26 protein-coding genes are annotated in these 25,411 nt (G+C 61.3%); 7 read left to right on the plus strand and 19 right to left on the minus strand.

Annotated elements, in window-relative coordinates; genetic code table 11:
* Positions 1-297: 297 nt before the first annotated feature.
* Positions 298-1,305 carry a hypothetical protein gene (locus ACIPO9_RS06170; protein WP_400779393.1) on the plus strand — a complete coding sequence of 336 codons (1,008 nt, stop codon included), beginning with the start codon at positions 298-300 and terminating at the stop codon, positions 1,303-1,305.
* Between the two features lie 56 nt (positions 1,306-1,361).
* Here ACIPO9_RS06170 and ACIPO9_RS06175 read toward each other — a convergent pair whose 3' ends face one another.
* A complete protein-coding gene (locus ACIPO9_RS06175) occupies positions 1,362-2,198 on the minus strand; it encodes a cupin domain-containing protein (protein WP_400779395.1) in 837 nt (278 codons plus the stop codon).
* Between the two features lie 124 nt (positions 2,199-2,322).
* Between ACIPO9_RS06175 and ACIPO9_RS06180 the strand changes: the two genes are divergently transcribed.
* A complete protein-coding gene (locus tag ACIPO9_RS06180) occupies positions 2,323-2,838 on the plus strand; it encodes a YkgB family protein (RefSeq protein ID WP_400779858.1) in 516 nt (171 codons plus the stop codon).
* Positions 2,839-2,918: 80 nt separating this feature from the next.
* Positions 2,919-3,050 carry a DUF2256 domain-containing protein gene (locus tag ACIPO9_RS06185; protein WP_400779397.1) on the plus strand — a complete coding sequence of 44 codons (132 nt, stop codon included), beginning with the start codon at positions 2,919-2,921 and terminating at the stop codon, positions 3,048-3,050.
* 6 nt (positions 3,051-3,056) lie between these two features.
* Here the strand turns inward: ACIPO9_RS06185 and ACIPO9_RS06190 are convergent, their stop codons facing one another.
* The 3 genes from ACIPO9_RS06190 to ACIPO9_RS06200 form a co-directional block, all read right to left on the minus strand.
* Positions 3,057-3,515 carry a helix-turn-helix domain-containing protein gene (locus ACIPO9_RS06190; RefSeq protein WP_400779399.1) on the minus strand — a complete coding sequence of 153 codons (459 nt, stop codon included), beginning with the start codon at positions 3,513-3,515 and terminating at the stop codon, positions 3,057-3,059.
* Between the two features lie 109 nt (positions 3,516-3,624).
* Positions 3,625-4,461, minus strand: coding sequence for an AraC family transcriptional regulator (locus ACIPO9_RS06195; protein ID WP_400779401.1), 837 nt, complete (start codon positions 4,459-4,461; stop codon positions 3,625-3,627).
* Positions 4,462-4,545: 84 nt separating this feature from the next.
* Positions 4,546-5,484, minus strand: a complete 939-nt coding sequence (locus tag ACIPO9_RS06200; RefSeq protein WP_400779403.1) for a LysR family transcriptional regulator — start codon at positions 5,482-5,484, stop codon at positions 4,546-4,548.
* A gap of 103 nt (positions 5,485-5,587) precedes the next feature.
* Between ACIPO9_RS06200 and ACIPO9_RS06205 the strand changes: the two genes are divergently transcribed.
* Entirely contained in the window at positions 5,588-6,340 is a 753-nt protein-coding gene (locus ACIPO9_RS06205) for an SDR family NAD(P)-dependent oxidoreductase (protein ID WP_400606718.1), read from the plus strand.
* Positions 6,341-6,420: 80 nt separating this feature from the next.
* Here ACIPO9_RS06205 and ACIPO9_RS06210 read toward each other — a convergent pair whose 3' ends face one another.
* On the minus strand, positions 6,421-6,729 hold the full coding sequence (locus ACIPO9_RS06210) for a hypothetical protein (protein ID WP_400779405.1): 309 nt from the start codon (positions 6,727-6,729) through the stop codon (positions 6,421-6,423).
* A gap of 298 nt (positions 6,730-7,027) precedes the next feature.
* Here ACIPO9_RS06210 and ACIPO9_RS06215 point away from each other — a divergent pair, with 298 nt between their 5' ends.
* Entirely contained in the window at positions 7,028-7,990 is a 963-nt protein-coding gene (locus tag ACIPO9_RS06215; protein WP_400779406.1) for a hypothetical protein, read from the plus strand.
* A 196-nt stretch (positions 7,991-8,186) separates the two neighbouring features.
* On the opposite strand, the gene ACIPO9_RS06220 is transcribed toward ACIPO9_RS06215, so the two are convergent.
* The 8 genes from ACIPO9_RS06220 to ACIPO9_RS06255 form a co-directional block, all read right to left on the minus strand.
* On the minus strand, positions 8,187-8,948 hold the full coding sequence (locus tag ACIPO9_RS06220) for a 1,6-dihydroxycyclohexa-2,4-diene-1-carboxylate dehydrogenase (RefSeq protein ID WP_400779408.1): 762 nt from the start codon (positions 8,946-8,948) through the stop codon (positions 8,187-8,189).
* A gap of 10 nt (positions 8,949-8,958) precedes the next feature.
* Positions 8,959-9,981, minus strand: a complete 1,023-nt coding sequence (gene benC, locus ACIPO9_RS06225) for a benzoate 1,2-dioxygenase electron transfer component BenC (protein WP_400779410.1) — start codon at positions 9,979-9,981, stop codon at positions 8,959-8,961.
* A 10-nt stretch (positions 9,982-9,991) separates the two neighbouring features.
* Positions 9,992-10,495, minus strand: coding sequence for a benzoate 1,2-dioxygenase small subunit (gene benB, locus ACIPO9_RS06230; protein WP_400779412.1), 504 nt, complete (start codon positions 10,493-10,495; stop codon positions 9,992-9,994).
* Entirely contained in the window at positions 10,492-11,868 is a 1,377-nt protein-coding gene (locus ACIPO9_RS06235; protein ID WP_400779414.1) for a Rieske 2Fe-2S domain-containing protein, read from the minus strand. Before ACIPO9_RS06235 ends, benB begins: the two co-directional genes overlap by 4 nt.
* A gap of 85 nt (positions 11,869-11,953) precedes the next feature.
* The gene (locus ACIPO9_RS06240; RefSeq protein ID WP_400779416.1) at positions 11,954-12,922 is read right to left on the minus strand and encodes an AraC family transcriptional regulator; all 969 of its coding nucleotides are present in this window, start codon (positions 12,920-12,922) and stop codon (positions 11,954-11,956) included.
* Between the two features lie 98 nt (positions 12,923-13,020).
* On the minus strand, positions 13,021-13,926 hold the full coding sequence (gene catA / locus ACIPO9_RS06245) for a catechol 1,2-dioxygenase (protein ID WP_400779418.1): 906 nt from the start codon (positions 13,924-13,926) through the stop codon (positions 13,021-13,023).
* Positions 13,927-13,985: 59 nt separating this feature from the next.
* Positions 13,986-14,276: a muconolactone Delta-isomerase gene (catC, locus tag ACIPO9_RS06250; RefSeq protein WP_400606700.1), complete on the minus strand. Its 291-nt coding sequence runs from the start codon at positions 14,274-14,276 to the stop codon at positions 13,986-13,988.
* A gap of 41 nt (positions 14,277-14,317) precedes the next feature.
* Entirely contained in the window at positions 14,318-15,439 is a 1,122-nt protein-coding gene (locus tag ACIPO9_RS06255) for a muconate cycloisomerase family protein (protein WP_400779419.1), read from the minus strand.
* Between the two features lie 102 nt (positions 15,440-15,541).
* Here ACIPO9_RS06255 and ACIPO9_RS06260 point away from each other — a divergent pair, with 102 nt between their 5' ends.
* Positions 15,542-16,408, plus strand: a complete 867-nt coding sequence (locus tag ACIPO9_RS06260; protein WP_400606696.1) for a LysR family transcriptional regulator — start codon at positions 15,542-15,544, stop codon at positions 16,406-16,408.
* A 19-nt stretch (positions 16,409-16,427) separates the two neighbouring features.
* On the opposite strand, the gene ACIPO9_RS06265 is transcribed toward ACIPO9_RS06260, so the two are convergent.
* From ACIPO9_RS06265 to ACIPO9_RS06290, 6 genes are all read right to left on the minus strand, one after another.
* Positions 16,428-17,213, minus strand: coding sequence for a sulfoquinovose 1-dehydrogenase (locus ACIPO9_RS06265; RefSeq protein ID WP_400779421.1), 786 nt, complete (start codon positions 17,211-17,213; stop codon positions 16,428-16,430).
* A 30-nt stretch (positions 17,214-17,243) separates the two neighbouring features.
* Positions 17,244-18,119 (minus strand): 6-deoxy-6-sulfogluconolactonase, encoded by an 876-nt coding sequence (locus ACIPO9_RS06270; protein WP_400779423.1) that lies wholly within the window; start codon positions 18,117-18,119, stop codon positions 17,244-17,246.
* Positions 18,116-19,003: an aldose 1-epimerase gene (locus ACIPO9_RS06275; RefSeq protein ID WP_400779425.1), complete on the minus strand. Its 888-nt coding sequence runs from the start codon at positions 19,001-19,003 to the stop codon at positions 18,116-18,118. Before ACIPO9_RS06275 ends, ACIPO9_RS06270 begins: the two co-directional genes overlap by 4 nt.
* Before the next feature lie 15 nt (positions 19,004-19,018).
* Positions 19,019-20,128: a porin gene (locus tag ACIPO9_RS06280; protein ID WP_274131037.1), complete on the minus strand. Its 1,110-nt coding sequence runs from the start codon at positions 20,126-20,128 to the stop codon at positions 19,019-19,021.
* Positions 20,129-20,237: 109 nt separating this feature from the next.
* Entirely contained in the window at positions 20,238-22,283 is a 2,046-nt protein-coding gene (locus tag ACIPO9_RS06285) for an alpha-glucosidase (RefSeq protein ID WP_400779426.1), read from the minus strand.
* Entirely contained in the window at positions 22,283-24,040 is a 1,758-nt protein-coding gene (locus ACIPO9_RS06290; protein ID WP_400606688.1) for a solute:sodium symporter family transporter, read from the minus strand. The genes ACIPO9_RS06285 and ACIPO9_RS06290 overlap by 1 nt, the downstream gene beginning before the upstream one ends.
* A gap of 227 nt (positions 24,041-24,267) precedes the next feature.
* Between ACIPO9_RS06290 and ACIPO9_RS06295 the strand changes: the two genes are divergently transcribed.
* Positions 24,268-25,323, plus strand: a complete 1,056-nt coding sequence (locus ACIPO9_RS06295; RefSeq protein ID WP_400779428.1) for a LacI family DNA-binding transcriptional regulator — start codon at positions 24,268-24,270, stop codon at positions 25,321-25,323.
* Positions 25,324-25,411 lie beyond the last annotated feature (88 nt).

A 25,411-nucleotide genomic window follows, 5' to 3' on the forward strand; every position in this document is an offset into this window, starting at 1 on the left:
ATTCCAGCTCTGTCACACAGACAACAACGCCTCCGCCGCGATCTCCTCGATCAAACAAGCATTATTGGCGAATGCAGGAATTCGATATAGCGACAACTAGACCCCTAGCGCTGGCCGGAATGCCGACGAAACACAGCCATAAGACCCACCATTGACGGACGATCCCAAATGATGGCAACTTGGCACACAAGCACTCAATCAACCTGCCCCCGATTTACAAGGAAGTATTAATGCCCCTCCCAGCTGGGACCACCCGGCACGGGTCCGCCCACAAACTCGACTGGCGGAGCCCGCGTCATGAATCTGTATAAATATCGCTACAGCCATGCGGCCGCTTTTTTAAAGCAACGAGGCAATCCTGCGGCGTTGTCCAATTTTCGCGGCGAGATCTACGAGGCCGCCTTTTACGAGTACTTGGTAGCACTCAGCAGTTCTGACGCCTCCCCGGTGGCAAAACTGATTTCCAAGGGAATCTATACGCCAAAAAATAATGGCTTTGTGAAGCAAGGTTTTTACTGCGACGCCAAGGGTCAATGTATCTACAACAGTCACGGGCTATCGGTCGCAGAGTTTGATGCGATTATACTCTCTGATAGCGGCCTAACTTTCTATGAATGCACTCTGACTCAAAAACCGGAAAATCTTCGAACTCTGAAGAGCGAAGCGCTCAGGAAATACTCGCTCATGCAGCGATTATTTCCTGGCTACACTATTGCTTGCACAGTGGTCGGTGACAACCCTGTCACGCTTGAACCATTCGAAAGCATCGAAGGCTTCACGACGATGCTGTTTGACTTTCCGGCAATAGATCCGCTTGACGTGGCTAAAAACGCGGCTCCGCAAGCCCATGCACCCACATACGCCATGCGCTCCGCCAATAGTCTCAACAAACAGACTCTCGAATATGATTGTCTAGCGGACTTCGGGCTGGTGTCACAGAGGCTATTTGCGCAGACAAAAATCACCTCTATCAAAGAGGATCTATTAGCAGCGAACGGCCTGATACAACGCTTATGCTGGGGAAAAATCAACGCAGCACAACTCGAAAGTCGCCTGGGGACGCTGAAGGCCGAATTTGTATATGTTCTCATTAGCTTCAAGAACGTCAATACTCCTCGCATACGTTTCTATTATTTCGATCAATATTCTCGGGACATATTTGAAGCCACCTCGCCTCCCAAGAAACTTACACACCGCAAAGTAAGCCGGCTTGAACTGGCCAGCGTGCGCAAAGAAGCTCCGGTACGTGATGTTAGTGATTTCCTGGCCTTGGAGGATGACGTAGCGAAATGGGCATCACCATGAGGGTTTGCGCAAGTCATCGGCCCCGCCATTGGCCGGATGCTGTGATCAGTCGTTAATCAGTTCGGCTGACCGGCATCCACCGACTTCATCCAATCCCGAGGATTCAACCCCGTCCTGCGCCGAAAGGCCCTCGCCAAAGCCGACGGACTTTCATAACCCACCTGGTCAGAAATCAGGGCCATTGAACGCCCTTCCCTCAACAGCTTCTGCGCAAGGCTTATCCGCCATGCCAGCAGGTATTCAGCCGGAGTCTGCCCTACCACCGCTTTGAAATGCGCTGCGTAACTGGCTCGCGACATGTTGGATGTCGCGGCCAGTTCGGCAATTGACCAAGGGTGCTGCGCCTGTTCGTGGATTGCCATGAGCGAGCGCGCCAAACGAGGGTCCGCTAGGCCCGCCATCATTCCGGATTTGAGCTGTTGCTGCTCGAGTAGATGGCGCAGCAGTTGAATGACGACCAACTCGAACAGGCGGTCCAGCGCCGCATGACGGCCATGATGATCGGCCTCAGCTTCGGCAAACAGCCATTTGAGGGTGTCGGCGAGCATCGGCAATTCGGCGAGTGGCAGCACGATCAGGTCCGGCAACGACGCCGCCAGAGGGTTGTTCGCCCCGCCTGCGAATTCCAGGGAGGCGCATCGGAGATGTGCCCCGCCCTCCTCGTCGCCGATCAGATGATGACGGCTGGGCCTGGGCACGAAGATCAGGCTGGGCTGGGTCAGGCGCTGAACCGGTTTGCCCGAGATGGCCAGCCCGAGTTCTCCCTGTTGCAGCAGGTGCAGATAGCCTCTCTGGACAGCACCGTACAGGGGGCTCACTCCGCACAGCTCGCCGCTGTAGTACATGTTGGCGCGCACGCCGAACAACGACAGTAAAGTGGACAGGCGATCCATGGTGTTCACCTACTCTGGACGATCTGCAGCATAGTATCGACTATCTGCGTCCAATGCGATGAAGTTCCAGCGCATGATCTCGCCATACACAGCGCACAACGCGCTGCACCTTTGGAGAGACATCATGAGTACCTTCACAACTGGCAACAACACGGGTTCCGTCAGCCTGCTCAAGAAGGGTTTGGGCGATAAGGTAACCAGACTTGGAATCGGCGCCCTCTACTTTGCGATGACGGTGATTTACCTGTGGTTCGGCGGGATGAAATTCTCAGGTTACGAAGCGAACGGGATTCACGGTTTTGTCAGCAACAGCCCGTTGCTGTCCTGGATGTACAGCTTCATGAGCATTCAGGGCTTTTCCAACTTCCTGGGTGTACTGGAAATCTCCGTGGGTGTGCTGATCGCTGGCCGGCTGATCTCGCCCAAACTTTCCCTTCTGGGCGGGATTCTGTCAGCCGGACTGTTCTTCACCACGCTGTCGTTCATGCTGACAACGCCGGGCGTGTTCGAGCCATCTCTTGGCTTCCCGGCCATCTCGGTAGTGCCAGGGCAGTTCCTGCTCAAAGACCTCGGGCTGCTGGCGGCTTCCATCTTTGTTGCGGGTACCTCGCTGACGGCGCTGGAAAAACAGGTGCAGTGAGTCGGGCGTGCGCAGGCACCATAATCGAAGGGCCTCCCGTATCATGGGAAGGCCCTTTTTTGTGATTGCCCGGAGCCCGCTTGAAGAAAAACGAGTTGCCTACAAAGATCTGCGCCACCTGCGGCCTGCCATTCACCTGGCGCAAAAAATGGGCACGCTGCTGGAACGAAGTGAAGTACTGCTCCGAGCGATGCCGCCGCAACAAGCCGTAGGGCGATTTACCCCGCTGTCACACCGCGCTGCTCTGTTCTGAGCCGTCCCGGCGTCATGCCAAACCGTCTTGTAAACATCCGGGTGAAATGCGGTTGATCCGCGAACCCGCACTCCAGACCGACCTGCGAGATGGACAGGTCCGTCTGCTCCAGCAGCTCCTTGGCCTGGGTCAATCGTGCCAGTTGCAGCCAGTCACGCGGGGTCTGCCCGGTGCTGTTCTTGAACGCGCGGGAGAAGTGGCTGCGTGACAACGAGCACTCCCGGGCGACGTCAGAAATCTGGATGCCGCCATCGAGGTTGTCCATCATCATCTTCTTGGCCGCCCTCTCCTGCCAGGCGCTGAGTCTGGCCGCATCGCCCCCTGGCTGCAGGCGCCGCAGGTAACGGTCGAGTACGATCAGTTGCTCAGGGCTGAGCCGTGCGAAATCGATGCCTATGGATGCAGCGGCTTTTGCAATGCTCACATGGCTCATCGTGACCTCTGAAGTGCTGGAGACGAGGTCTATTGTGCCGAGCATTGACGAGGCGCAACGGCCTGATCGGGCCGCTCATGTGCCCATTTGGGCCATCGCCTCAGCGCGGCTTGCGAAGTTCGCTCGGGCTCAGGCCCAGGTGGCGATGAAACAGGCGGGTCAGATACGAGGGGGAATGCAGGCCGACCGCCAGGCTGACGTCGAGTATCGACAATGCCGTATTGGACACCAGCCGCGCGGCCGTCTCTACACGGGTGCGGTTGGTGAAGTCCAGCAGCGTCTCGTTGGTCACGGCTTTGAAAATCCGCGTGAGGTGACGCCGCGACAGGTGAAACTGATGCCCGATGGATTCGATGCTCAGGTCGGTTTCCAGATTTTCCCGCACATAACGCTGGATATCGCGCACCAGCGCAGCATGCTGTTGGTGCTCGGTGGGCTGGGGTTGCGTCTCCTGGCAGGCGATGACCCGCGCGCACTCTTCGAACATCAGGTGATTGAGGTGCGGCAGTTGACGCTCAAAAGCCTCCGGGGAGGTGCTGCCCTGCAGTTGGTCGTGCAGGCGCAGGATGTTGTCCAGCGCCTCGGTGCCCTGCCAGATGCCGGTGCGCTGGACCTGTTTGGCGAAGCCGCGGTAACCGTTCATTCGCCCCTGGCGTGTCACCCAAGACGGATCGACGTACAACGTCATGTGCTTTTCGCGGCCCGGCGCTGCCTGGGTGGCGTGGGCGAAGTCTGCGGGCACGAACGAAAACGACTGCCTTGAAATGTGCGCCGTCTGGCTGCTTTCCGTGGAAAGAAACAACCCGCCCTGAAGTGGCAGAAGCAACATGTGACAGTCGTGGGCATGCCAGTCGACGGCATAGCCACTGCCATCAGTGGTTTCCAGATGAAACACGTCAGGCGAATTGCCGTTGAGCTTGGGCGACATATAGGCCATGCAGTAGAGCCCTTGTTTCAACGTCCAGATTGGGGGATCGGGCTTACCGCCACGTAACGCGCCTCATTATCATACACAGGCCTTTCAGATTGTACGAACAGGTGGGTTACCGCTCCATTGCCACACCGGTTGTGACAGATGTTCATGAAAGAAATCGGACAGCGCGGTGATCTTCATCGAACGGGTGCGCGCCGAGGGCGTGACGAAATACAAGCCCCCCCTGGTCATGCTCCACTCCGGGAGAACCCTCACCAGGCGCCCATCGGCCAGGTACTGGCTGGCCATGAACTCCGGCAGTTCGGCAATGGCCAGGCCCTCGAGCAGCACCGGAATTGCCGCTTCGGAGTTGGTCATGCGCAGGGGGCCTTTGGGCTCGATATCAGCCTCTTCGCCACTTTCATGGGTGAAGCGCCAGAGCTGTGAACGGGCTCGGTAGGCGTAGCTCAGGCATGGCCGGCCTGCGAGTTCCCGTGGATGCCCGGGGTGGCCGTGCCGCGCCAGATACTCAGGGGACGCCACCAGAAACTGGGTGACCGAACAGAGCCGTCTGGCCACCAGAGAGGAGTCTGGCAAGGCGGCGATTCTCAAGGCGGCATCGAAGCCCTCGCCGATCAGGTCCACCGAGGCGTCGGACAGGTGCAGGTCCACCGAAAGCTCGGGGTAGCGGCGGATCAGGCTGGGCATCAGCGGCGCGACCCATCGCACACCGAACGACATCGGCACGGCTAGGCGCACCAGCCCGCGCGGTTGCACGGACAATTCCATGGCCTGGCCTTCGACTGCTTCGGCCTGGCGATAGATCTCACCGGCACGGGCCGCCATGCTCTGGCCGAACTCGGTCAGCGACAACTGCCGCGAGGTGCGATTGAGCAAGCGCCCGCCCAGTCGCTCTTCAAGCCGGGCCACGGCTCGCGAAACCGTCGGCACGGACACGCCCATCACTCTGGCGGCGGCGGCGAACGAGCCCTCTTCGGCCACTTTGGCGAACATCGCCAACCCTTCGAAATCCGGAAGTCTGCTCATTTCATTTCTGCAACGATGAGTTTCAGACAATTCTATTTTGAAAAGATCTGAGGGTCGATAGGATTCTCCCAACGCAACAACTTACTCAATCAGGAGAAACACCATGATCGGCAAACTTGAAGGCAAAATTGCAATCGTCACCGGCGGCACCAGCGGTATCGGCCTGGCCACTGCCAAACTCTTCGCCAGCGAAGGCGCCACGGTCTACATCACCGGCCGTCGTCAGGCAGAACTGGACGCCGCCGTCGCGCAGATCGGCAACGCCACCGGCGTGCAAGTGGATTCCTCGAAAGTGGAACAACTGAACGCCTTCTACGAGCGCGTCAAAGCCGAACAGGGCCGCATTGACGTGCTGTTCGCCAACGCCGGCGGCGGTTCGATGCTGCCACTGGGCGAAATCACCGAAGCGCACTACTACGACACCTTCGACCGCAACGTCAAAGGCACGCTGTTCACCGTGCAGCAAGCACTGCCGCTGCTGGCCAAGAACGCTTCGGTGATCCTCACCGGCTCCACTGCTGCCAGCACCGGCACCCCGGCCTTCAGCGTATATGCCGCCTCCAAGGCCGCGATCCGCTCCTTTGCCCGTAACTGGATCCTGGACCTCAAGGACCGCAACGTGCGGGTCAACACCCTGAGCCCTGGCGCCACCCGCACGCCTGGCCTGGTCGACCTGGCAGGCCCCGACGCTGCCCAGCAGCAAGGCTTGCTCGACTACCTGGCCTCGCAGATCCCGCTGGGCCGCGTGGGCGAGCCTGAAGAAATCGCCAAGGCCGCGCTGTTCCTGGCCTCCAGTGATTCGAGCTTCGTCAACGGCTCGGAACTGTTCGCCGACGGCGGCCAGGCTCAGGTTTGATTGCTGGATTATTACATTCAAGCGAAGCAGCCCATCGGATTGCTTCGCTTTTGCGCTCAAGCCGGTTGCTAAAGCGTTATTCAGCGATTGAGGATTTTGCTGATATCCACCAGCTTTTTGCCGTTGCTTTTGGTCAGTTCGTACATCTCGGTAACCAGCGCGTGGACCTCATCGATGAGTTCGGACCGATCAGCTTTTGAAGTGCAGCTACGAAGTGCATTCAAACGGTTCGTAATGATGCGCTTCTTGCCCAGAAGGCTGAAATCCTTGACGTTGCCGTAGATTTCCCAATAGTCATACTCGGGATACTTGGCTGCGATTTCCGCAATGTTCACCCCACTTTCCAGCAACTGATTCATTTCTTTGAGTTCGTGAGCAGCGATAGTCATGATGCGTGCGCTTCCTTGTGAGCGGCGAGGTGGGTAACTACCCGGGATCCGGATCATAACCAGCGGACCCAACGCGGTGCCACTATTTAGACATCCAGAGGTGTCTGGAGCGTACGGTGAATTTGCACCATAGAGCGTGGTGCTGGAATGTCCGACAGGCCGACACCTCTGACCCTCTTACCCCACGCGAACGCTCTCTCCCCCTGACAGATTTGGTCCAGCGCACAAATGCGTGACATCATAGTGCCATCAGTGCGTTAATAGTGCCCCCAAAATCAATCCCCAAACGAGTCTGTTTATGGATGCGCTACACACGCTGAAAAATAGCTACATCAAGGAACGGAGCGCCATACTCTCGAGGAGTCACCTGACACCGCGCGGCTTTTTTTTAAGGTTTTGCAATGCCGAAAAGTATTGGGATGAGCTGACATCTGAAGAAAACCACTTATTGGATTCCGGCGTTCGAACACTTGCCGGTATTGTAGAGCAGCAGCCTGAAACCGCTAACAAGCTGAAAACTTACCAATGGGTTCTCAAAAATTTAAACAGCAAGTTTACTGAGCGTGGAAATTTCCTACTTGCACTCGTTACGCTCATTACGGCGTTTGGATTTACCAAAACAACAGACAAGTTCGGATGGACAAAGATATATAACAGCGAAGTCGAATCAACTTCATACAACAGTCTGATGTTACTCGTCATCGCCGGCCTCGCCATTGTATTCGCTGTGAGAGACACACTTCGGATCCGCAGCAGGGCTGCGATACACGAGGAGTTAATCAACGTAATCGAGCGGTATCTGCAGGGTGCTCCAGCCGCTGTAAACTCAGCCACTCCCGAGCAAGTCAACGCGTCAACCGGAGTTGAAAGCCGCTTTTTTGAGGCTATATTCAAGCCGCAAACCTATTCCAATCTGTTCAAGGCGGGAACTGTGATGATTGGTATCGCCTTGGTAGGTATGTCGCAAACCTCGCTGACACTTTACGACAAAGAGCTTGACGCTTATGCTAGTAAATTCAAGATTGAGGCGGTCACCCACCGCCCTTTACAGCAGACAGACTGCAGATTTCTTGAGACGCTGGAGGCGGATTGTTTAATGGCGCAGCACAAGATACAAACATCAGAAAGCGCTCTGGGCTTACTCCAAACTGTGGTCAATATCGCTTTATATGGAGGTTCATGCTTTTTCGTGGCAGCAATATTCGTCTTCGGTTGCACACCTTTCGTCCGTCAAACTGTAGCCAAGACGAGCACCGACTAGACAGCCTCTTACGCAGCGCCATGACAATCTCGCAGCGGCTCTTCTCAACTTGAAGAACATTGCTGCGAGACCTGCTGATCAGATGGTAGGAGCCTTACGGCCTACTAGAGAAGTCGGTTTTGTCGATGATTCGCATGCCATTACTCTCATTGTTATTTTTGTGTGTGAGATCCGCAGATAAAACCGATGCATCCAGTCAGCCCAAATCGCCGCCTCCCACCGGCAGGGTCACGCCCGTGATGTAGGAAGCCTCGTCCGAGGCCAGGAACAGGATCGCGCCCGCCTGCTCATCGATGGTCCCGTAGCGCTTCATCAAGCTGCTATCGAGGGTCTGGTCGATGATCTGCTGGTACCACACCTGCTCCTGCTCGCTTTGTGGCTGGCTGTTGCGCTGGATGCGCCGCGGCGGTGCTTCGGTGCCTCCGGGTGCAGTGGCATTGACCCGAATCCCGCGCCCGGCCGTCTCCAGCGCCAGGCAGGCGGTCAGGGCGTTCACCCCGCCTTTCGCTGCGCCGTAGGGCACGCGGTTGAGGCTGCGGGTGGCAATCGACGACACGTTGACGATGGCGCCGCTGCCTTGCGCGAGCATGTACGGCAAGACGCTGTGGCAGCACCACAGGGTCGGGAACAGCGAACGGCGCACTTCGGCCTCGATCTCGTTTTCGGCGTAATGCTCGAAGGGCTTGGCCCAGATGGTGCCGCCGACGTTGTTGACCAGAATGTCGATACGGCCGAACTGCTCGTTCGCGGTGGACATGACTCGGGCGCATTCGGCGTGCTGCTCAAGGTCGGCAGTCAGGGTCAGGGCGCGCTCATGGGCGATCTCGTGCACCAACTCCGAACGGTCGACCGCGACCAGCAAGGCGCCCTCCTCCAGCAAACGTTCGGCGACACGCCGGCCGATGCCCTGGGCTGCGCCGGTCACCAGCGCCACCTTTTGCTTGAAACGTGGGTTCATTGGATTGTCCTCAGGCGGCGTTGCCAGTGACGATTGCGTTGGGGGTGAACTTCTCGTAGTGGAAGCTGGCAGGCGTGACGCCCTGGTCCTTGAAGTGCTTGCGCACGGCATCCACCATCGGCGGCGGCCCGCACAGGTACACATCGACGTCGCCGTCATTGAGCACCTCGGCCGCCATGTGTTGCGTGACGTAGCCTTGCTGCGGGTGAAGGGTTGCGGGGTCGGCCACGCAGGTCACGAAACTGAAGTTGGGCAGGCGCGCCGCGAACGCCTGCAGCGCCTCGACCATCACCAGGTCCTGGTCGCGGGTCACGCCGTAGATCAGCGATACCTGCTGGGTGTCGTTGCGCTCGGCCAGCACTTCGAGCATCGAGAGGAATGGCGCAAGCCCGGTGCCCCCGGCCAGGAACAGCAGCGGGCGTTTCACTTCACGCAGGTAGAAGCTGCCCAGAGGCCCGGTCATGCTGACCTGCTCGGCAATCTGTGCGCGTTCCAGCCAGCCGCTCATCAATCCGCCCGGCACGTGCTTGATCAGGAAGCTGGCGCGCGTCTCGCCTGGGCGACTGCTGAAGGAATAGGACCGGGTTTGCCCGCTGCCCGGCACCTCGATATTCACGTATTGCCCCGGCAGGAACACCGGCGCCTGGTCCAGATCGAAACTGATCTCCAGCGCTGCATCCGCGTGTCGGGTGATGCTCGCGACCGTGGCGGCGAAGCGGCTGGTGCCGGTCTTGCAGGTACTGGAAGGCACCGGCACGGCGATCACGCAATCGGATTGCGGCACCATCTGGCAGGTGAGCACTTGCCCTTGCTGGACCTCGTCTTCGCTGAGCGCGTCTTCGATGTAGTCGTCGCCCAAATCATAGGCACCGGTCTCGCAACGGCACTTGCAGGTGCCGCAGACGCCGTCGGAGCAGTCCATCGGCAGGTTGATGCGCTGGCGGAAGGCGGCGTCCAGCACCTTCTCGCCGGGTTTGCAGTCGATGAAGCGGGTCACGCCGTCTTCGAAATTGAGGGCGATGGAGTACGTCATGGGACTGTCCTCAGATGTGATAGATGTCGATGACCTGATGGATGTAGTCGTTCTTGAGCACGACCTTCTTGCGCGTGATGAGCGGTGTGTCCCCGCTGACATCCAGGCGGTAGAAGGAGGTGCCGAAGTAACTGTCCGTGGTCTTGTAGCGGTGGCTGAGGGTGTGCCAGTTGAAACGTACGTCCATGTGCCCGGCGTCTTCGCCCAGCACTTCGATGTTGGCCACGAAATGCGCGGTGCGCGGCTCGGGGGTGCTGGCGCTGGAGCGTTCGGTCTTGATCCGGAACACGCGGTCTTCCAGGCCGTCGCGGGACGGGTAGTAGATCAGCGAGATTTCGCTCTGCGGATCTTCGGTCAGCGTGTCCTGGTCGTCCCAGGCCGGCATCCAGAACTCGACCCTGGGCGAGTAGCATTCGAGCCATTCGTCCCACTGGCGGTCATCGAGCAGCCGGGCTTCACGGTAGAGAAACGCCAGCAGGCTTTCGCGGCTCAGGCTTTCACGGGGAGCGCTCATGGGCGTGCCTCCTTGTCGGTTGCGATCAACGTCTGCTGTTCAAGCTCCAGGGCTTTTTGCAGGCTGGCGGCCCAGTGCGCGTGCTGCTTGACGAACAGGCCTTCGTCTTCGGTCTTCACGCCGCTGAGCTGCGGGTTCATGCCCATGGCCCGGGCGTTGTCGTCGGCGCCCTCGATCCACTGGGTGGCACCGCGGCTGAGGTCGTTCCACAGGGTGGTCGCGCCTTGATAGCCGGTCTGGCAGGCGCGGAATTCTTCCAGATCGTCCGGAGTGCCCATGCCGCTGACGTTGAAGAAGTCCTCGTACTGGCGAATGCGGGTGGCGCGTTCCTCGGCACTTTCGCCCTTGGGTGCCATGCAGTAGATGGTCACTTCGGTCTGGTTGACCGAGATTGGCCGCACCACGCGAATCTGCGTCGAGAACTGATCCATCAGGTAAACGTTGGGGTACAGACACAGGTTGCGCGTCTGATCGACGATGAAGTCCGCACGTTCCTGCCCCAGACGCTCTGCCAGCGCGGCGCGATGGGCGTGGACCGGGCGCACTTCAGGGTTGAGCAGTCGGGTCCAGAGCAGGATGTGGCCATGCTCGTACGCATAGACGCCGCCCAGGCTTTTCGACCAGCCGTTGGCGTCGACGGTGCGCGTGCCTTCGGCCTCGTAGTTGCGACGGCCCATGGTTGCCGAGTAGTTCCAGTGCACGGAGCTGACGTGATAGCCGTCGGCGCCGTTTTCGATCTGCAGCTTCCAGTTGCCGTCATAGATGTAGGACGAACTGCCGCGCAGCACTTCCAGGCCCTCGGGCGCCTGATCGACCATCTGGTCGATGATGACCCGGGTCTCGCCCAGGTAGTCGCTCAGTTCAGGCACGGCGTCACTCAGGCTGCCGAACAGGAAACCACGGTAGTTTTCAAACCGCGCCAGGCGCTTGAGGTCGTGGGAGCCGTCGCAATCGAAGCTGTCGGGGTAGGCGCCGGTCTTGGCGTCCTTGACCTTGAGCAGCTTGCCGGCGTTGCTGAATGTCCAGCCATGGAAGGGGCAGGTAAAGGAGCCTTTGTTGCCCTGCTTGCGCCGGCACAGCATCGCGCCGCGGTGGGCGCAGGCGTTGACCAGGCCGTGCAACGTGCCCTGTTTGTCGCGGGTGATGACCACCGGCTGGCGGCCAATGTAGGTGGTGAAGTAGTCGTTGATCGCAGGGATCTGGCTTTCATGGGCCAGGTACACCCAGCCACCTTCGAAGATGTGTTTGATTTCCAGCGCGAACAGGTCAGGGTCGGTGAAGATGTCGCGGCGGCAGCGAAAGACGCCAGTGGCGGGGTCGTCCTGGACCGATTCACTGAGTTGACGGGCAAGGCGGTCGAGAGTATTGGACATGGGGCGGGCCCTCCGTTGTTCTTTTATCAGGCCCCCTCACCCTATTCCCTTGCCCCCGCCGTCAATATCCGCCTACTGCAAATCGCTATCCACCCAGCGCAACCGGCTCGCGCTGGCGACGCCAGGTCTGCGACGGCAGCTCGCCGAAACGCTTGCGGTACGCCTCCGAGAACCGCCCCAGATGCACGAACCCGTGATCCAGCGCCACTTCGGTCACGCTGCGCGCCGCCTGTTTCTGCAGCTCGGCATGCACCCGCTCAAGCTTGCGCTGGCGTGTGTAGTCACGGGGCGACAGACCCACATTGCGCTCGAACATCAAGTACAGCGACCGCTCGCTGACCCGCGACACCGCCATCAACTGCTCCACGCTGATGTCTTCGGTCAGGTGCGCCTCGATGAACTGGCGCACCGCCTCAAAGCCGCTGCCCTCCTCCTGCCGGGGAATGACCCGCAGCACATTGCTGGCCAGCAGTGCCAGGAGCTTCTTGGCGACGATGCGCTCATACAGCGTCTGCACTTCCAGGTCTGCGGCGTTCTCCGCTTCATGGCAGATCAGCCCCAGCAATTGGGCAAAACCGTTCATGTCGTCCAGGTGCTGACGCTCGGCAACGAAGCGAATGCCCTGATGGGGCAGCGCCCAGTGCTGCTCAAGGCAGGCATTCTCGAACAGCCTGACCGGCAGTTTGACGATGAATTTCTCGCAGTCGGCCGAGTACGTCAGGTCCACCGGATCGTCGGGGTTGATGAGCAGCACCTCGCCTGCGCGAAAGACCTGCTCCTTGCCGCGAGACGCCGAGCGGCAATGGCCTTGCAGCAGGATCTGCAGGTGATAGATCGTCTCAAGGGCCGTGGACGTCACCTGCACCGGCGCGCCATAGCTGATGCGGCACAGGTCCAGGCTGGAAAAGGTCCGGTGGCTGATGCTGGCCTGCGGGCGCCCTTTGGGCGGCAGGCGGATGCAGTGGTTGCCCACATGCTGGTTCACGTATTCGGACACGGCATAGGCATCGGCACGGTCGAAAATCTGACTGCGCTCACTCAATAACACGGTCATGTCTTGCCTCTCTTGTTGTTGTATTCAAGGCTGCGAGAAACCACAAAGCCCCCGCCAGCGTGCGCTGGGGAGGCTGAGGTATCAAGCCATGGGCGGCATCAGGCTTCGAGCGCCCTCACCCGCTCGCGGCGTGCTTGGTCTTCGGGCGCGGCGGTGGGCTGCAGCACGAAGTCGAAATCGATGTCTGCCCGTGGGCCCTTGGCGTCTTCGCTGAAATGAATCTCGGCGATCAGTTCGTCACGGGTGGCGTAGGCGAAGTCGTCGTGCAGATACTTGTCGCCGGCGAGGTTGATCTGGGTGGTCAGGTGACGGTGACCCGGTGCCGAGATGAAGAAATGAATGTGCGCCGGACGCTGGCCATGACGCCCCAGTTGATCGAGCAATTGCTGGGTCGGGCCATCTGGCGGGCAGCCATAGCCGGACGGCACGATGCTCTGGAAGCGGTAACGCCCGTCTGCGTCGGTGAGGATACGGCGGCGCAGGTTGAATTCTGACTGCGACGGATCGAAATAGGAATAGGTGCCGCCTGTATTGGCGTGCCACACATCGACCACCGCGTTGGCCAGCGGCTGGCCGTCGGTGTCGCGCACCTGGCCGGTCATGTACAGCACGGTACCCGGGTCCTGGCCGTCATCGAGCCGCGCAAAGTGTTCGGAAACCGGCGCGCCGGCCACGTACAGCGGGCCTTCGATGGTGCGTGGCGTGCCGCCCACATGGCCGGCCTGAGCATCTTCGGCGTCCAGCAGCAGGTCCAGGTAGTGTTCCAGGCCCAAGCCCGCCACCAGCAGGCCGGCTTCCTGACGGCGGCCCAGATCGTTCAGGTAATTCACCGCCTTCCAGAATTCTTCAGGGGTGATCTGCAGGTCCTCGATGATCTTGATCGAGTCATTGAGCACCCGGTGGACGACGGTTTTCATCCGTTGGTCGCCGCCTGGCTGGTTGAAGCCTGCGGCCTGTTCGAAGAACTGCTGCACGTCGGCGGTCTGCGAGATACGAACGGTCATTTTTCAATCCTCATCACTTTTATTTGTCTTGTTGATGTCAGTGCGTTGCTGCAGCGGGTTCAACGGTCGTCGGCGTGAATGGACGATGGATGCCGACACATCGGGGTGACTTCGATTTCCATGTAGGGGTACAGCGGCAGTTGCATCAGTGTGTCGTGCAGGGCCTGGTTGTCGGCCACATCGAAGATGCTGACGTTGGCGTACAGCCCGGCCAGCCGCCACAAGTGGCGCCACACGCCTTCGCGTTGCAGGCGCTGGGCCAGCTCTTTTTCGTCGGCCTTGAGCTGCGCGGCTTTTTCGGCCGGCATGTCGGCCGGGAGTTTGACGGTCATGCGTACGTGGAAAAGCATGTCGGGTCCTCTGTCTGTAAGGGATACGCGGCGAGCCAGGATCAGCGGCGGGTGAAGCGCGACAGGCGCTCTTCATCCAGTGCGATACCCAGGCCGGGGCTGGTGGGGATCATCAGCTGGAAGTCGCGATAGACCGGCGGTTCCACCAGAATGTCTTCGGTCAAAAGCAGCGGCCCGAACAGCTCGGTGTGCCATTCCAGCTTGTCCAGCGTGGCAAAGGCGTGAGCCGCCGCCAAGGTGCCGACGCTGCCTTCGAGCATGGTGCCGCCGTATAGGCCGATCCCCGCCGCTTCGGCAATCGCCGCCGTGCGCAGGACCGCCTTGGGGCCGCCGGTCTTGGCAATCTTCAGGGCAAAGATCGACGCCGCGCCCATCTGCGCCAGGGCAAAGCTGTCCTGCACCGACTCGATGGCCTCGTCTGCCATCAGCGGGATCGGGCTGTGGGCACTCAGGCGCACCATACCTGCACGGTCATGGCGGGACAGCGGCTGCTCGACCAGTTCGACACCGGCATCGGCCAGCAGACGGCAGGCACGCACGGCCACCGCCTCGCTCCAGGCCTGGTTGATGTCCACCCGCACACTGGCACGGTCGCCCAGGGAGCGCTTGATCGCCGCGACATGGGCGATGTCCCGTGCAGGGTCACCTGCGCCGATCTTCAGTTTGAAATGACGGTGGCGACGAATGTCGAGCATGCGCTCGGCTTCTTCGATGTCTTTGCCGGTGTCGCCGCTGGCCAGTGTCCACGCCACTTCGACGCCGTCGCGAACCCGGCCGCCCAGCAGTTCAGCCACAGGCAGCCCGAGACGCTTGCCCTGGGCATCGAGCAGGGCCGTTTCCACGGCAGAACGGGCGAAGGTATTGCCCCGGATACCCCGGTCGACCCGTTGCATGGCCGCGTTGAGGTTGGTGGCGTCTTGCCCGATCAGCAGCGGTGCGAACCATTTCTCAAGGTTCACTTTGATGCTTTCCGGGCTTTCCCCTGCGTAGGCCAGCCCGCCGATGGTGGTGGCTTCGCCGATGCCGATGATGCCGTCGCTGCACAGGACTTGCAGGATCACCAGCGTCTGGCCGTGCATGGTGTGCATGGCCAGCTTGTGCGGGCGGATGGTGGGCAGATCGACGATCTGGATATCGAAGCGTTCGATAGTGATGGCAGTCATGGGCTTTCCGTCTGCTTTGTGTTTGTTCTTGGGTGCAGATTGACGCCCCGGCTTGCGACCGTCCAATATTGAATAGGTCTCGCTTAATACCTTGGAGGTATCGTGGAGCTTCGACATTTGCGCTATTTCCGGGTGCTCGCCCAGACTCTGAACTTCACCCGCGCCGCCGAGCAACTGAACATCGCCCAGCCGCCGCTGAGCCGTCAGATCCAGCAACTGGAGGATGAACTGGGCGTCGCGCTGATCGAGCGCACCCGACCGTTACGGTTGACTGAGGCAGGACGGTTCTTTCACGAGCATTCAAGCCAGTTGCTCGAACAACTGGCACGCATCGGCGATGACACCCGACGTGTCGCGGCTGGGGAAAAGCGCTGGCTGGGGATCGGCTTTGCGCCGTCGACGCTGTATGGCGCCCTGCCCGAGCTGATCCGTCGGCTGCGCAATCTGGGGGATGTGGAGCTGGGGCTGTCGGAGCTGATAACCCTGCAACAGCTTGAAGCCCTGAAAAGCGGCCGGATCGATGTCGGTTTCGGCCGAATCGTGTTTGACGACCCGGCCATCACCCAGGAAATCCTGCGCGAGGATCCACTGGTCGCGGCGCTCCCTGCCGGGCACCCGCTACTCGGTGGGCCTGTGACCCTGGCGCAACTGGCCGCCGAGCCCTTCGTGCTGTATCCGGGCAGCCCGCGCCCCAGCTACGCCGACCATGTTTTGGGCATCTTTGCCGCCCAGGGTTTGCGCATCCGCGTGGCGCAAACCGTCAACGAACTGCAGACCGCCATTGGCCTGGTGGCAGCAGGCATCGGTATCACCCTGGTGCCCGCCTCGGTCCAGCGGCTGCACCGCGACGACATCGGCTACACCCGGCTGCTCGACAGCAGCGCCACCTCGCCGATTGTCGTGAGTTACCGTGCCGGGGACGTGTCGCCCGTGCTCAGGCAGTGCCTGGACCTGCTGGACAGGAAATAGACCGAGCGTCTGGAACGCTTTATTGAATCGACAACCCGGCATCCACCACAAAGTTCTGCCCGGTGCAGCCACGGCTGTCGTCACTGGCCAAAAACAGCGCCATGCGTGCACAGTCACTGGCATCCAGGCGGAACTTGAGCATCTGCTGGTCGATGAACAGCTGGCTGGCAGCCTGCAATCCTGCCGGGTCGTTGGACCACATCGCGTCCTGGCGCCCGGTACGGATGGCGCCCGGCACCAGGCTGTTGACCCGAATGCCCTTGTCACCCAGCTCCCGCGCCAGGGTGCGGGTCATGCCGTTCAATGCAGCCTTGGCCGTGGTGTAGCAGACCATGCCCGGCCGGCCGCGCATCCACGAAATCGAGCCCATGTTGATGATGACGCCACTGCCACGGCGCGCCATGCCGGGTGCCACCGCCTGAGCGGCGAAGAAGGCATGGCGCAGGTTGGTCTGCATGCGTTCGTCCCAGTATTCGACGCTGACGTCCTGGATAGCGTGGCGGTCATCCCGCGCTGCGTTGTTGATCAGCACGTCGATGGCGCCCCAGCGTGCCTCGACTGCCTGGATGGAAGACTTGAGGCCGTCGATATCGCGAACGTCACAGGGCGCGAAGAATACCCGCTCCGGGTCCAGCGATGCCGCCAGCGCCGCGCCACCGGCCTCGTCCAGATCCAGAAACGCGACCCGCGCGCCTTGTTCATGGAAGGCTTCGACAAAGGCTGCGCCAATACCCGAGGCGCCGCCGCTGATGAGAATGACCTTGCCGCCGAGCGACGGGTATCGGGTGTCAGTGTGTTGCGTCATGACGATGTCCTTGCCAGAAAGTATTGAAGTTCAACCCAGGAACAGCGGTTCGGGGCAACCGGCCACGCCAACTTGCACGCTGAAGACGCAGCCCGACAGCGGCCAGGCGGCCAGCTCCTCGGCGCTGCGGTTCTCCCTGGAGCTGGTGATGTAGAGGGTGCGCAGCCCCGGCCCGCCGAAGGCGACCATGGTCGGCCAGCGCGTGGGCACGCGGATTTCGTCCAGCTGCGTGCCGTCCGGTGCCAGGCGCAGGATGCGGCCGCCGTCGAACTGGGCGCTCCAGTAACAGCCTTCACTGTCGAAGGCGCCGCCGTCAGGCCGCCCGCCACTGCCCCGCTCGAAGTGGCGCACCAGTTGCCGGGGGCCGGGCTGGCCGTTTGCATCCAGCGGGTAGCGGTAGAGCACATGGTTGGGGGTGTCGCTGTGATAGGCCCAGGCGCGGTCGGGGCTGAAGGCCAGGCCGTTGGACACCATCACGTCGTCGGCCATGACCTGCGCGTTCAAGTGTTCATCGACGCGCATCAGTACACCGCCGTTGCGATCCCGTGGCTGCCATATGGTGCCCGCCCAGAACCGCCCCCAAGGGTCGACGCGGCCATCGTTGAAGCGGCTGTTCTCCACGCCACCCGGGTTGTCGGCCAGCTTTTTGCCCAGCACGCCTTGTTCGTCGAGCAGGTAAATGCCGCTGCGCAGGGCGACGATGAAACCGCCGTCGCGGCGCAGGCCGTAGCAGCCCAGGTCTTCGGGCAAGGTGAGGCTGGTCACCGCGCCGGTCGCAGGATCGAGGCGATGCAACTGCCGGCCCAGGATGTCGGTCCAGTACAGCGCCTGTTCGCGCACGGACCACACCGGGCATTCGCCCAGTTCGCTGGTGCGCGTGACCACGCAATTGACGGTGTAACTCATGCTGTTGCTCCTGCTGCAAGCTGCCTGACGTTCATGCGCAGGCGGCGTTCGATCTGTTCACCGCCTGCGAGCAGGACGATGCCGTGCGCCTCGGGCGACGGCGTGTTGATCGCGTTGTTCAAATGACTGACCGGCTCCACCGCAATGAAATCCTGTGGCTGGGGTGGTGTGAAGACCACCAGATGGCTCAGCCTTGGCCCTGCGTCCATGTGCAATTCCAGACCCGATTGCGGCCAGAAGACACGCGCCTGCCCTCCCCAGCCCTCGAAGCAATTGTCCAGCCCCACATAGCCTGCCTCACGCTGTTGCGCGAACTGCCACTGCGGCGGTACGGCCGCGCGCTCGGCGGGCAGCGACTGATGATCGCTAAGCCAGACGGCAGAGGCATCGAATTGCAGCTCGATGCCCGCAAACCTCGGGAAATACGGGTGCCAACCCAGTCCGGCCGGCATGCTGTGTGCGCTGTCATTGCGCAGGCTCATGACCAGCGACAGCCCCTGTTGGTCCAGGCTCAGCGTCTGCTCAGCCTGGAATGCGAAAGGCCAATGCTCGTCCGGAACGTGGGTCAGACGCATCACGCAACGCGTCTTCGATTGCTCGACAACCGCCCACGGACGTTGCCAGCCCACCCCGTGAATCGAGTGCGGATGATCGCCGAAGTTGCGCGCCAGCTCATGGGCACGACCTTCCACGACCATCCGTCCCCAGGCGATTCGGTTGGAGTACGGCACCAACGGGTAGCACGCGGTACGGCGCACCGTTGGCGTCTGGTCCCAGGGCCGCAGCAGGTCCGTCTGGCGATGGCGCAAGAAGGCCAGTGCACCGCCAAGTTCGGGCAGCACGCCAAGGTGCAGATCACCGCTGTGGAGTTCAAGAATGTCCATGCATGGCCTTCAAAGTCAGAATCCCCAGCGAATGCCCACCGTCATCGCCCACGGATCGTAACCCTTGGGCACGCTCGGGTAGCTTTCGCTGAGCAGCGCAAAGCCCTGGGTCGAGTCACCGTTGTTGACGATGTGCGAGACGTAGGTATAGAGCTGGGTGTCGGTGTTGAGTGAGTACAGGTAGCCGGCGTGCGTCGCCCAGGCGCGGGCGCCCTCAGCTTCGATGCGGTGCGACACCCCGAGCGTCACATCCCCGGGTCCGAAGGTGATGCGCGCATTGATCATCTGCGCCGAGGCGAACCAGCGTGCGTCGGTGTCGCGATCCGAATAGATGTAGTTGGCGCCCCACAATACCTTGCCCAGGCGGTAGGTGCCGGTGATGACGTGGGTGTTCTGGGTGTAGGTTTCGCCGGTGGTCAGCGACGGCATCGAGTCGTGGCGGTTGAAGCCGTAGCCCAGCCGGGTGTCGCCATCGCGGTAGCGCAGGTTGAAACCGCTGGTGCGGTTCTCCTTGGGCCCGTTTTCAACGTCGGAATTGCCATAGGAATAGCCAAGCTCAGTGGAGAAGCCTGCCACCTCTGGCGAGCGATAGCGCACCGTGGTGTCGTAGAAGCCGCCGGTGCCGCTCTTGCCCAGGGTCGTGGTGTGCTCAAGGCTCATGATCGAGGCCATGTTCGACAGGCCGTACAAGGCGACGTCCGAATCGAGGAACACCCAGTAGATGGGCATGTACAGGCTGCCGACATCCACCGAACCGAAGGGCCCGGTCACGCCTGCGCCATAGCCGCGGTTGGTGGAAATCTTGCCTTCGTTGTAACCGGTGCGCCAGATGTTGCGCAGCACCAGGCCGCGCTCGCCGAACGCCCGCAGGCCATAGCCTGAGTCGCCCAGCTTGTAGTCGATCTTCAAGCCAATGCGCGAGGCCTGCAGGTTGCCATCGGACACCATGCCGTGTGCGGGATGATCGTCGGTGAACTTGCCGGTCTGCAGCGACAGATCGAGGATGCCGTAGGGGTTGACCTGCCAGTTGCCTTCCTTGAAGACCAGCGGTTGGGCCTGGGTGGCCGAGCAAAGCCCGGCAGACAGCGCAAAAGCAGCAAAGCAGTGATTTTTCTTGTTATGCATGTTCACTTACTCAGATAACGCAGGTGTTGGTGTTTCCTGGGCGCGCACGAACCCGGCGCCTTCTCTCTGGAAGGCGCACAGACGCGTGCGCACTGCGGTGGAAATCAACTCATGAGGCGTTGCGGCCCAGCGCTTCGAGGCGCTCTTGCCAGGCGCTGCCGACGCGGATGAACACCGGCGGCTGGCCCAAAGGCGCAGCGACGCGGACCCGCTGGCCGCCTTCGAAACGCTCGGCGCTCCACAGGTGTTGCCACTGATCGCCCTGGGGCAGGTACGCCGACCACTCGCGCTGGCCTTCGGCATGCACCGGGGCCACCAGCAGGTCACGGCCGTACAGGTACTGGTCCTGAATGGCGTAGGTGTCCGGATCGTTTTCGTAATGCAGGAACAACGGACGCTGCAACGGCAACCCGGTGGCCTGCGCTTCCTCGACGAGGCTTTGCAGGTACGGCCGCAACGCGACGTACAGACGGGTCATGCGGGCGAAATGTGCGTAGGTTTCGTCGTGGTCCCAGAACTGCAGGTTCTGGTCAGGACGATTGCCCTCATGGGTGCGCATCACCGGGGTGAACGCCGCCATTTCCGCCCAGCGCTGGAACAGCTCGGCGGTGCGGCAATTGCCATAGAGGCTTGTGTAGCCGCCGATGTCGCTGTGGTGATAGGCATTGCCCAGCAGCCCCGACGACAAGGCGCCGCAGATTACGGTCTGCAAGCCATCGTGGCGGCTGAAGTCCACCGACTGATCGCCCGCCCAGAGCAACGGGCAGTGACGCTGCACGCCGCTGTAGCCGGCGCGCATGAAGAACAACGCATCGCCCGTCTTGCCCGCAGCTTCGATGGCCCGCGCGTTGACCTCGGCCCAGCGCACCGGCCAGGCGTTGTGTTCCAGCATCGGGTCGGCATCGCCAGCCAGCTTCAGGTCGATCGGCAGATACTCGCCGAAGTCAGCCATCCAGCCGGACAGTCCCTTGTCGAGCATCTCGCGACGCAGGATGCGCTCTTCGAACCACTGCGCCGCCGCAGGTAGCGTAAAGTCGACCACGCCGCAGAGGAACTCGCCGAAGTCCACCAGGTAGGTTCCGCCTTCGACGCGGGTCGCCAGGTATCCTGCTTCCTGTGCTTCGAGAAACAGCGGGCCGTCGTTGCACAGGTACGGGTTGACGTAGCCCATGAAGCGAATGCCCTGGGCCTGCAGTTTATCGACCCAGGCCGCGTGATCCGGGTAGCGCTCGGCATTCCACTGCCAGTCCCAGAACAGGCGCTTGCCGAATGAGGTAATGCGCAGGCCTTCCCAGTCCTCGCACCACAGCGCGCTGACCGCAACGCCTTTTTGCAATGCATCGTCCAGACGCGTCTGGGCGTGCTCAAGTCCGTTTTTCAGGCCCAGGATCGCCCCCTGCATCACCCACTCCGGCAGACGCGGTTGTCGCCCGAAATGGCTCGACACCTGACCCACCAGATCCGGGAAGTCCTGGCCCAGCATGAATTCGAACGCCTCAGGCACGGCCCAGAATTGCAGCTCATGGAAATCGTCGTGGCGGAAATCGAAATCCGCATAGGCGGTGGTGACCGCATGCAGGCAGTAGCGCTGCGACGAGATGTAGGTCGGCTGCGGGTAGTTGGTGTGGTAGTAGTCACCGCCCGCGTTGGCTTCGTTGTCGGCCTGCAGGGTCAGCCAGGTGGATTTGTCGCGGCCCACGCCTGGCTCCGAGGTCCACAGCGGGAAATGCCGGCCGCGCAGGTCGAAATACGACATCTGCTCGCCGCAGCCCCATACGTGCTCATCGACCAGTGCCGGCACCCGTAGCCAGAAGCGATTGATCCCGGCATCTACGTTCACAGGCACTAGGCGCAACAGGTTGCCTTGTACTTCCAGCGCCAGGCTGAGCATCACCGGCCCGTCGGCCCACACCCGGAAATCCAGGCGATTGGTCGCGGTGTCCAGCCATGCATGACGCAGGGCGATGCGCTCCTGCACGTAATCGGTGATGGAGAAGTTGCCGCGCTGCATGCTGATGCTGGCATCGCCATGGCCGATGAAAATCCCGGGGTTGGCCTGGCTGTGACGCAGCAGCACGCGGCCGCCGACAATCAGTTGAACCTCATCGTCAATCTGTTGAAAGCCTGCCTGGGCGAGAGAATTGAACGCTGTCATCAAGAATGTGCCTCGCAGGTTGTCAGAGCGGACTTGTTGGCCAGTTCACGGCGGTTCCAGCGACGGCGGCTGACGCTTGCAGCCACCAGTGCCAGAGCCCAGACCGCGGCCATCAGCGGTCCGTACCAAGGGCTTGGGCCGGTGGCGCTGGCCACACCCAGTCCGGAAAATGTCAGGTAGATCGACACCAAAGCCGCCAGCAGGAAGATGCTGAAGCTGCCGGCGTGGCGCCATGGGGTCAGGTCCATGGTGCGAGTCGCGACCTGCACCACGTAAGGTTCGGCGCGGGCGAAACGCTTGCGCAGTGCGATCAGGATCAGCATTTCGATGGCGAACATGATGCCCATCACATGGATGAAGCTGATGCCAAAGCGCGTGTCGATCTTGAAGCCCAGCACGAACACCGCGTAGCAGAAGGCATGCAGGCCCAGCACCAGCTTGGCCGGGAATGCGCCGCCACGGGCATTGAAGAAACCGAACAGCATGATCGCGATGATCGGCATGTTGAAGAACCCGGTAAAGCGGCGCAGCACCGCATAAATGCCTTCCGGTGCGTACATCAGCATGGGCGCGACCACCAGTGACACCAGCGCGGCGATGATGCTGACCCGCTTGCCGAAGCGCACCAGCGCCTGGTCGTCGGCCAGCGGGCGCAGGGCCTTGTAGAAGTCGTAGGTCAAAAGCGTGGCGGTGCCGTTGATGATCGCGTTGAAGTGGCTCATCACCGTGCCGAAGATCACCGCCACGAAGAAGCCTTTCATCCACCATGGCATCAGCGCCGAGACCAGCGCCGGGTAGGCAAGGTCGGAGTTGGCCAGCGGCTGGTCGCGGAACAGATGCCAGGCAATCACGCCGGGCATCAGCATCGCCAGCGGCACCAGCAACTTCAGGCAGCCGGACAGCAACACGCCCTTCTGGCCTTCGGCGAGGTTCTTGGCCGCCATGCTCTTCTGCACGATGGCCTGGTTGGTGCACCAGTAGAACAGGTTGGCAAAGATCATCCCGGTGAACAGCGCACCGAACGGCACCTTGTCCTGGGGACCGCCAATGGCGTTCAGCTTCTCGGGGGTGTCATGCATGATGGTCTGGGCGCCGGACAGCACGTCGCCGTTGCCCAGGGTCCACAGGCCGATCACCGGAATCAGCACCACCACGACCAGCAAGCCGACGCCGTTGATGGTGTCCGACACCGCCACCGCGCGCAGGCCGCCCAGCACCGCGTAGGCCGCGCCGATCACACCGGTGCTGACGATCAGCAGCGAAATGGTCGCCGGATAGGACCAGCCGAGGATGGTCTGCAAATCGAAGATCTGGTTGAAGGTGATCGCCCCCAGGTACAGCGACGCAGGGTTGAGCACCAGGGTGTAGGTTGCCACCATCAGGCCGCTGACCACGCGCCGGGTGGTCACGTCGTAGCGCTTCTCGATGAACTCCGGCAGGGTCGAAAACCCGCCGCGCAGGTAACGCGGCAGGAAGAACAGCGCCAGGGCGATGGTCGAGACGGCGGCAGTCGCCTCCCAGGCCATGGAGCTCAGGTTGTGCGCGTAGGAGTCGCCGTTGAGGCCCACCAACTGGTCGATGGACAGGTTGGTGAGCATCATGGAACCGGCAATGAACCAGCCATTGAGCCCGCCACTGGCCATGAAATAGCCGTGGGCGCCGACGTCCTTGGCCTTGCGGGTGAAGGACCAGGAAATGGCAGCGACGAGGCCTGTGAAAAACAGCATGCTGAGGAATGTGAACAGGGACGTAGTCATTTTTATAGTTGTTCTCCAACGTGGGTTGGGCAGCAGCACGGCAAAATCGCAGCGCTGCTAAATCTTGAAGGGCGAGAATAAACCAAGCTAAATCGTAGCGCTACGATTTTTCATTCGTTTGCGGCGCATTTTTGTTCGCATTCGAAATTTCGAACATCGCGATGGTCACGATTGACTTGCACGCGGGCTGCTTTCATTCTCTTGAGCTTTTGCACCTGAGGTAGCAGATGAGCGACTTACCGGCCACCGTGGCCAACCTCAATGCTGGCCGTCGCAAGGGCAATCGCGTGACCATGGATGTGGTCGCCGAACGGGCCAAGGTGTCGCCCAGCACGGTTTCACTCTTTTTGCGTGACCCTGAAGCGGTGTCCAGCAAGCGCGCCGAGCGCATCCGCCAGGCCATCGAGGAAACCGGCTACACCGTCAACCGCCTGGCAGGCGCCCTCGCCGCCTCCCACAGCCGGGCCGTGGCGGTCATTGTGCCGTCGATGATCAACGCCTTCTTCTCCGAAACCCTGCAGGCCATGCAGGACGTTTTCGAAGAGCGTGGCTATCAACTGCTCATCAGCAACAGCAACTACGACCCCGAACGCGAACTTGAACTGCTGCGCGCCCACCTGTCCTGGTCCCCGGCCGCGCTGGTTTTGACTGGTAGCCAGCATGAAGCCGCGCGCACCCTGCTGCAGGCCACCGGCATTCCCGTGGCGCAGATGTGGGAACTGGGCGACACGCCGTTTCACTTGCAAGTGGGGTTCTTCCACGAGCACGTCGGCGCGGCCTTGGCCGAACACCTCTATGATCTGGGTTTGCGCCAGTTCACCTACGTCGGCGCCCGCATGCACCTTGACCACCGCGCACGCAAGCGCGCCGAAGGCTTCACCGCCTGGCTGGCGAACAAAGGCTGCGAGGCCCGGGTGATTGCGTTGCAGGAAGGCACCTCCGATGCGGTGCTGACCCAGGTGTTCGACGAACTGGCGCTGACGGCCAGCGAGCCCCAGGGCCTGTGCTGCTCCAACGACGTGCTGGCCATTGGCGCATTGTTCGAAGCGCGCCGCCGTGGCATCGATGTGCCGGGCGAGCTTGCGATTGCAGGCTTTGGCGACCTGCCCCTGAGCAAACTCAGCGCTCCGCGCCTGACCACGGTACGCCCGTATCCGGTGGAAATCGGGCGTACGGTGGCCAGCCGGCTGTTGCACTGGATCGAAACCGGCACCCTGCCGGCAGAGCCTGAAACGGTGGATCTGGGGTTCGAGCTGATCGTGCGCGAGAGCACCCGCGCGTAGGCCTCGAGACCGACCCGCGGGCAAGCCCGGCTGCTACGGGATCGGAGTGTTTATGAGGTCCGGGGGCAATACCAATAACCTGTGGGAG

This window comes from Pseudomonas sp. NPDC090203, assembly GCF_044746765.1.
In the GTDB taxonomy this organism is placed as follows: domain Bacteria; phylum Pseudomonadota; class Gammaproteobacteria; order Pseudomonadales; family Pseudomonadaceae; genus Aquipseudomonas; species Aquipseudomonas putida_AD.

Excerpts from the sequence above, each read along its gene's own strand:
- ACIPO9_RS06200 (WP_400779403.1), bottom strand. The coding sequence starts at position 5,484 with ATGAGCAGACTTCCGGATTTCGAAGGGTTGGCGATGTTCGCCAAAGTG.
- benB (WP_400779412.1), bottom strand. The coding sequence starts at position 10,495 with ATGAGCGCTCCCCGTGAAAGCCTGAGCCGCGAAAGCCTGCTGGCGTTT.
- ACIPO9_RS06275 (WP_400779425.1), bottom strand. The coding sequence starts at position 19,003 with ATGGACATTCTTGAACTCCACAGCGGTGATCTGCACCTTGGCGTGCTG.
- ACIPO9_RS06175 (WP_400779395.1), bottom strand. The coding sequence starts at position 2,198 with ATGGATCGCCTGTCCACTTTACTGTCGTTGTTCGGCGTGCGCGCCAAC.
- ACIPO9_RS06265 (WP_400779421.1), bottom strand. The coding sequence starts at position 17,213 with ATGACGCAACACACTGACACCCGATACCCGTCGCTCGGCGGCAAGGTC.
- catA (WP_400779418.1), bottom strand. The coding sequence starts at position 13,926 with ATGACCGTTCGTATCTCGCAGACCGCCGACGTGCAGCAGTTCTTCGAA.
- ACIPO9_RS06235 (WP_400779414.1), bottom strand. The coding sequence starts at position 11,868 with ATGTCCAATACTCTCGACCGCCTTGCCCGTCAACTCAGTGAATCGGTC.
- ACIPO9_RS06205 (WP_400606718.1), top strand. The coding sequence starts at position 5,588 with ATGATCGGCAAACTTGAAGGCAAAATTGCAATCGTCACCGGCGGCACC.
- catC (WP_400606700.1), bottom strand. The coding sequence starts at position 14,276 with ATGCTTTTCCACGTACGCATGACCGTCAAACTCCCGGCCGACATGCCG.
- ACIPO9_RS06195 (WP_400779401.1), bottom strand. The coding sequence starts at position 4,461 with ATGGCCTATATGTCGCCCAAGCTCAACGGCAATTCGCCTGACGTGTTT.
- ACIPO9_RS06285 (WP_400779426.1), bottom strand. The coding sequence starts at position 22,283 with ATGACAGCGTTCAATTCTCTCGCCCAGGCAGGCTTTCAACAGATTGAC.
- ACIPO9_RS06215 (WP_400779406.1), top strand. The coding sequence starts at position 7,028 with ATGGATGCGCTACACACGCTGAAAAATAGCTACATCAAGGAACGGAGC.
- ACIPO9_RS06240 (WP_400779416.1), bottom strand. The coding sequence starts at position 12,922 with ATGACCGTGTTATTGAGTGAGCGCAGTCAGATTTTCGACCGTGCCGAT.
- ACIPO9_RS06170 (WP_400779393.1), top strand. The coding sequence starts at position 298 with ATGAATCTGTATAAATATCGCTACAGCCATGCGGCCGCTTTTTTAAAG.
- ACIPO9_RS06255 (WP_400779419.1), bottom strand. The coding sequence starts at position 15,439 with ATGACTGCCATCACTATCGAACGCTTCGATATCCAGATCGTCGATCTG.
- ACIPO9_RS06210 (WP_400779405.1), bottom strand. The coding sequence starts at position 6,729 with ATGACTATCGCTGCTCACGAACTCAAAGAAATGAATCAGTTGCTGGAA.
- ACIPO9_RS06295 (WP_400779428.1), top strand. The coding sequence starts at position 24,268 with ATGAGCGACTTACCGGCCACCGTGGCCAACCTCAATGCTGGCCGTCGC.
- ACIPO9_RS06270 (WP_400779423.1), bottom strand. The coding sequence starts at position 18,119 with ATGAGTTACACCGTCAATTGCGTGGTCACGCGCACCAGCGAACTGGGC.
- ACIPO9_RS06180 (WP_400779858.1), top strand. The coding sequence starts at position 2,323 with ATGAGTACCTTCACAACTGGCAACAACACGGGTTCCGTCAGCCTGCTC.
- ACIPO9_RS06280 (WP_274131037.1), bottom strand. The coding sequence starts at position 20,128 with ATGCATAACAAGAAAAATCACTGCTTTGCTGCTTTTGCGCTGTCTGCC.
- benC (WP_400779410.1), bottom strand. The coding sequence starts at position 9,981 with ATGACGTACTCCATCGCCCTCAATTTCGAAGACGGCGTGACCCGCTTC.
- ACIPO9_RS06220 (WP_400779408.1), bottom strand. The coding sequence starts at position 8,948 with ATGAACCCACGTTTCAAGCAAAAGGTGGCGCTGGTGACCGGCGCAGCC.
- ACIPO9_RS06290 (WP_400606688.1), bottom strand. The coding sequence starts at position 24,040 with ATGACTACGTCCCTGTTCACATTCCTCAGCATGCTGTTTTTCACAGGC.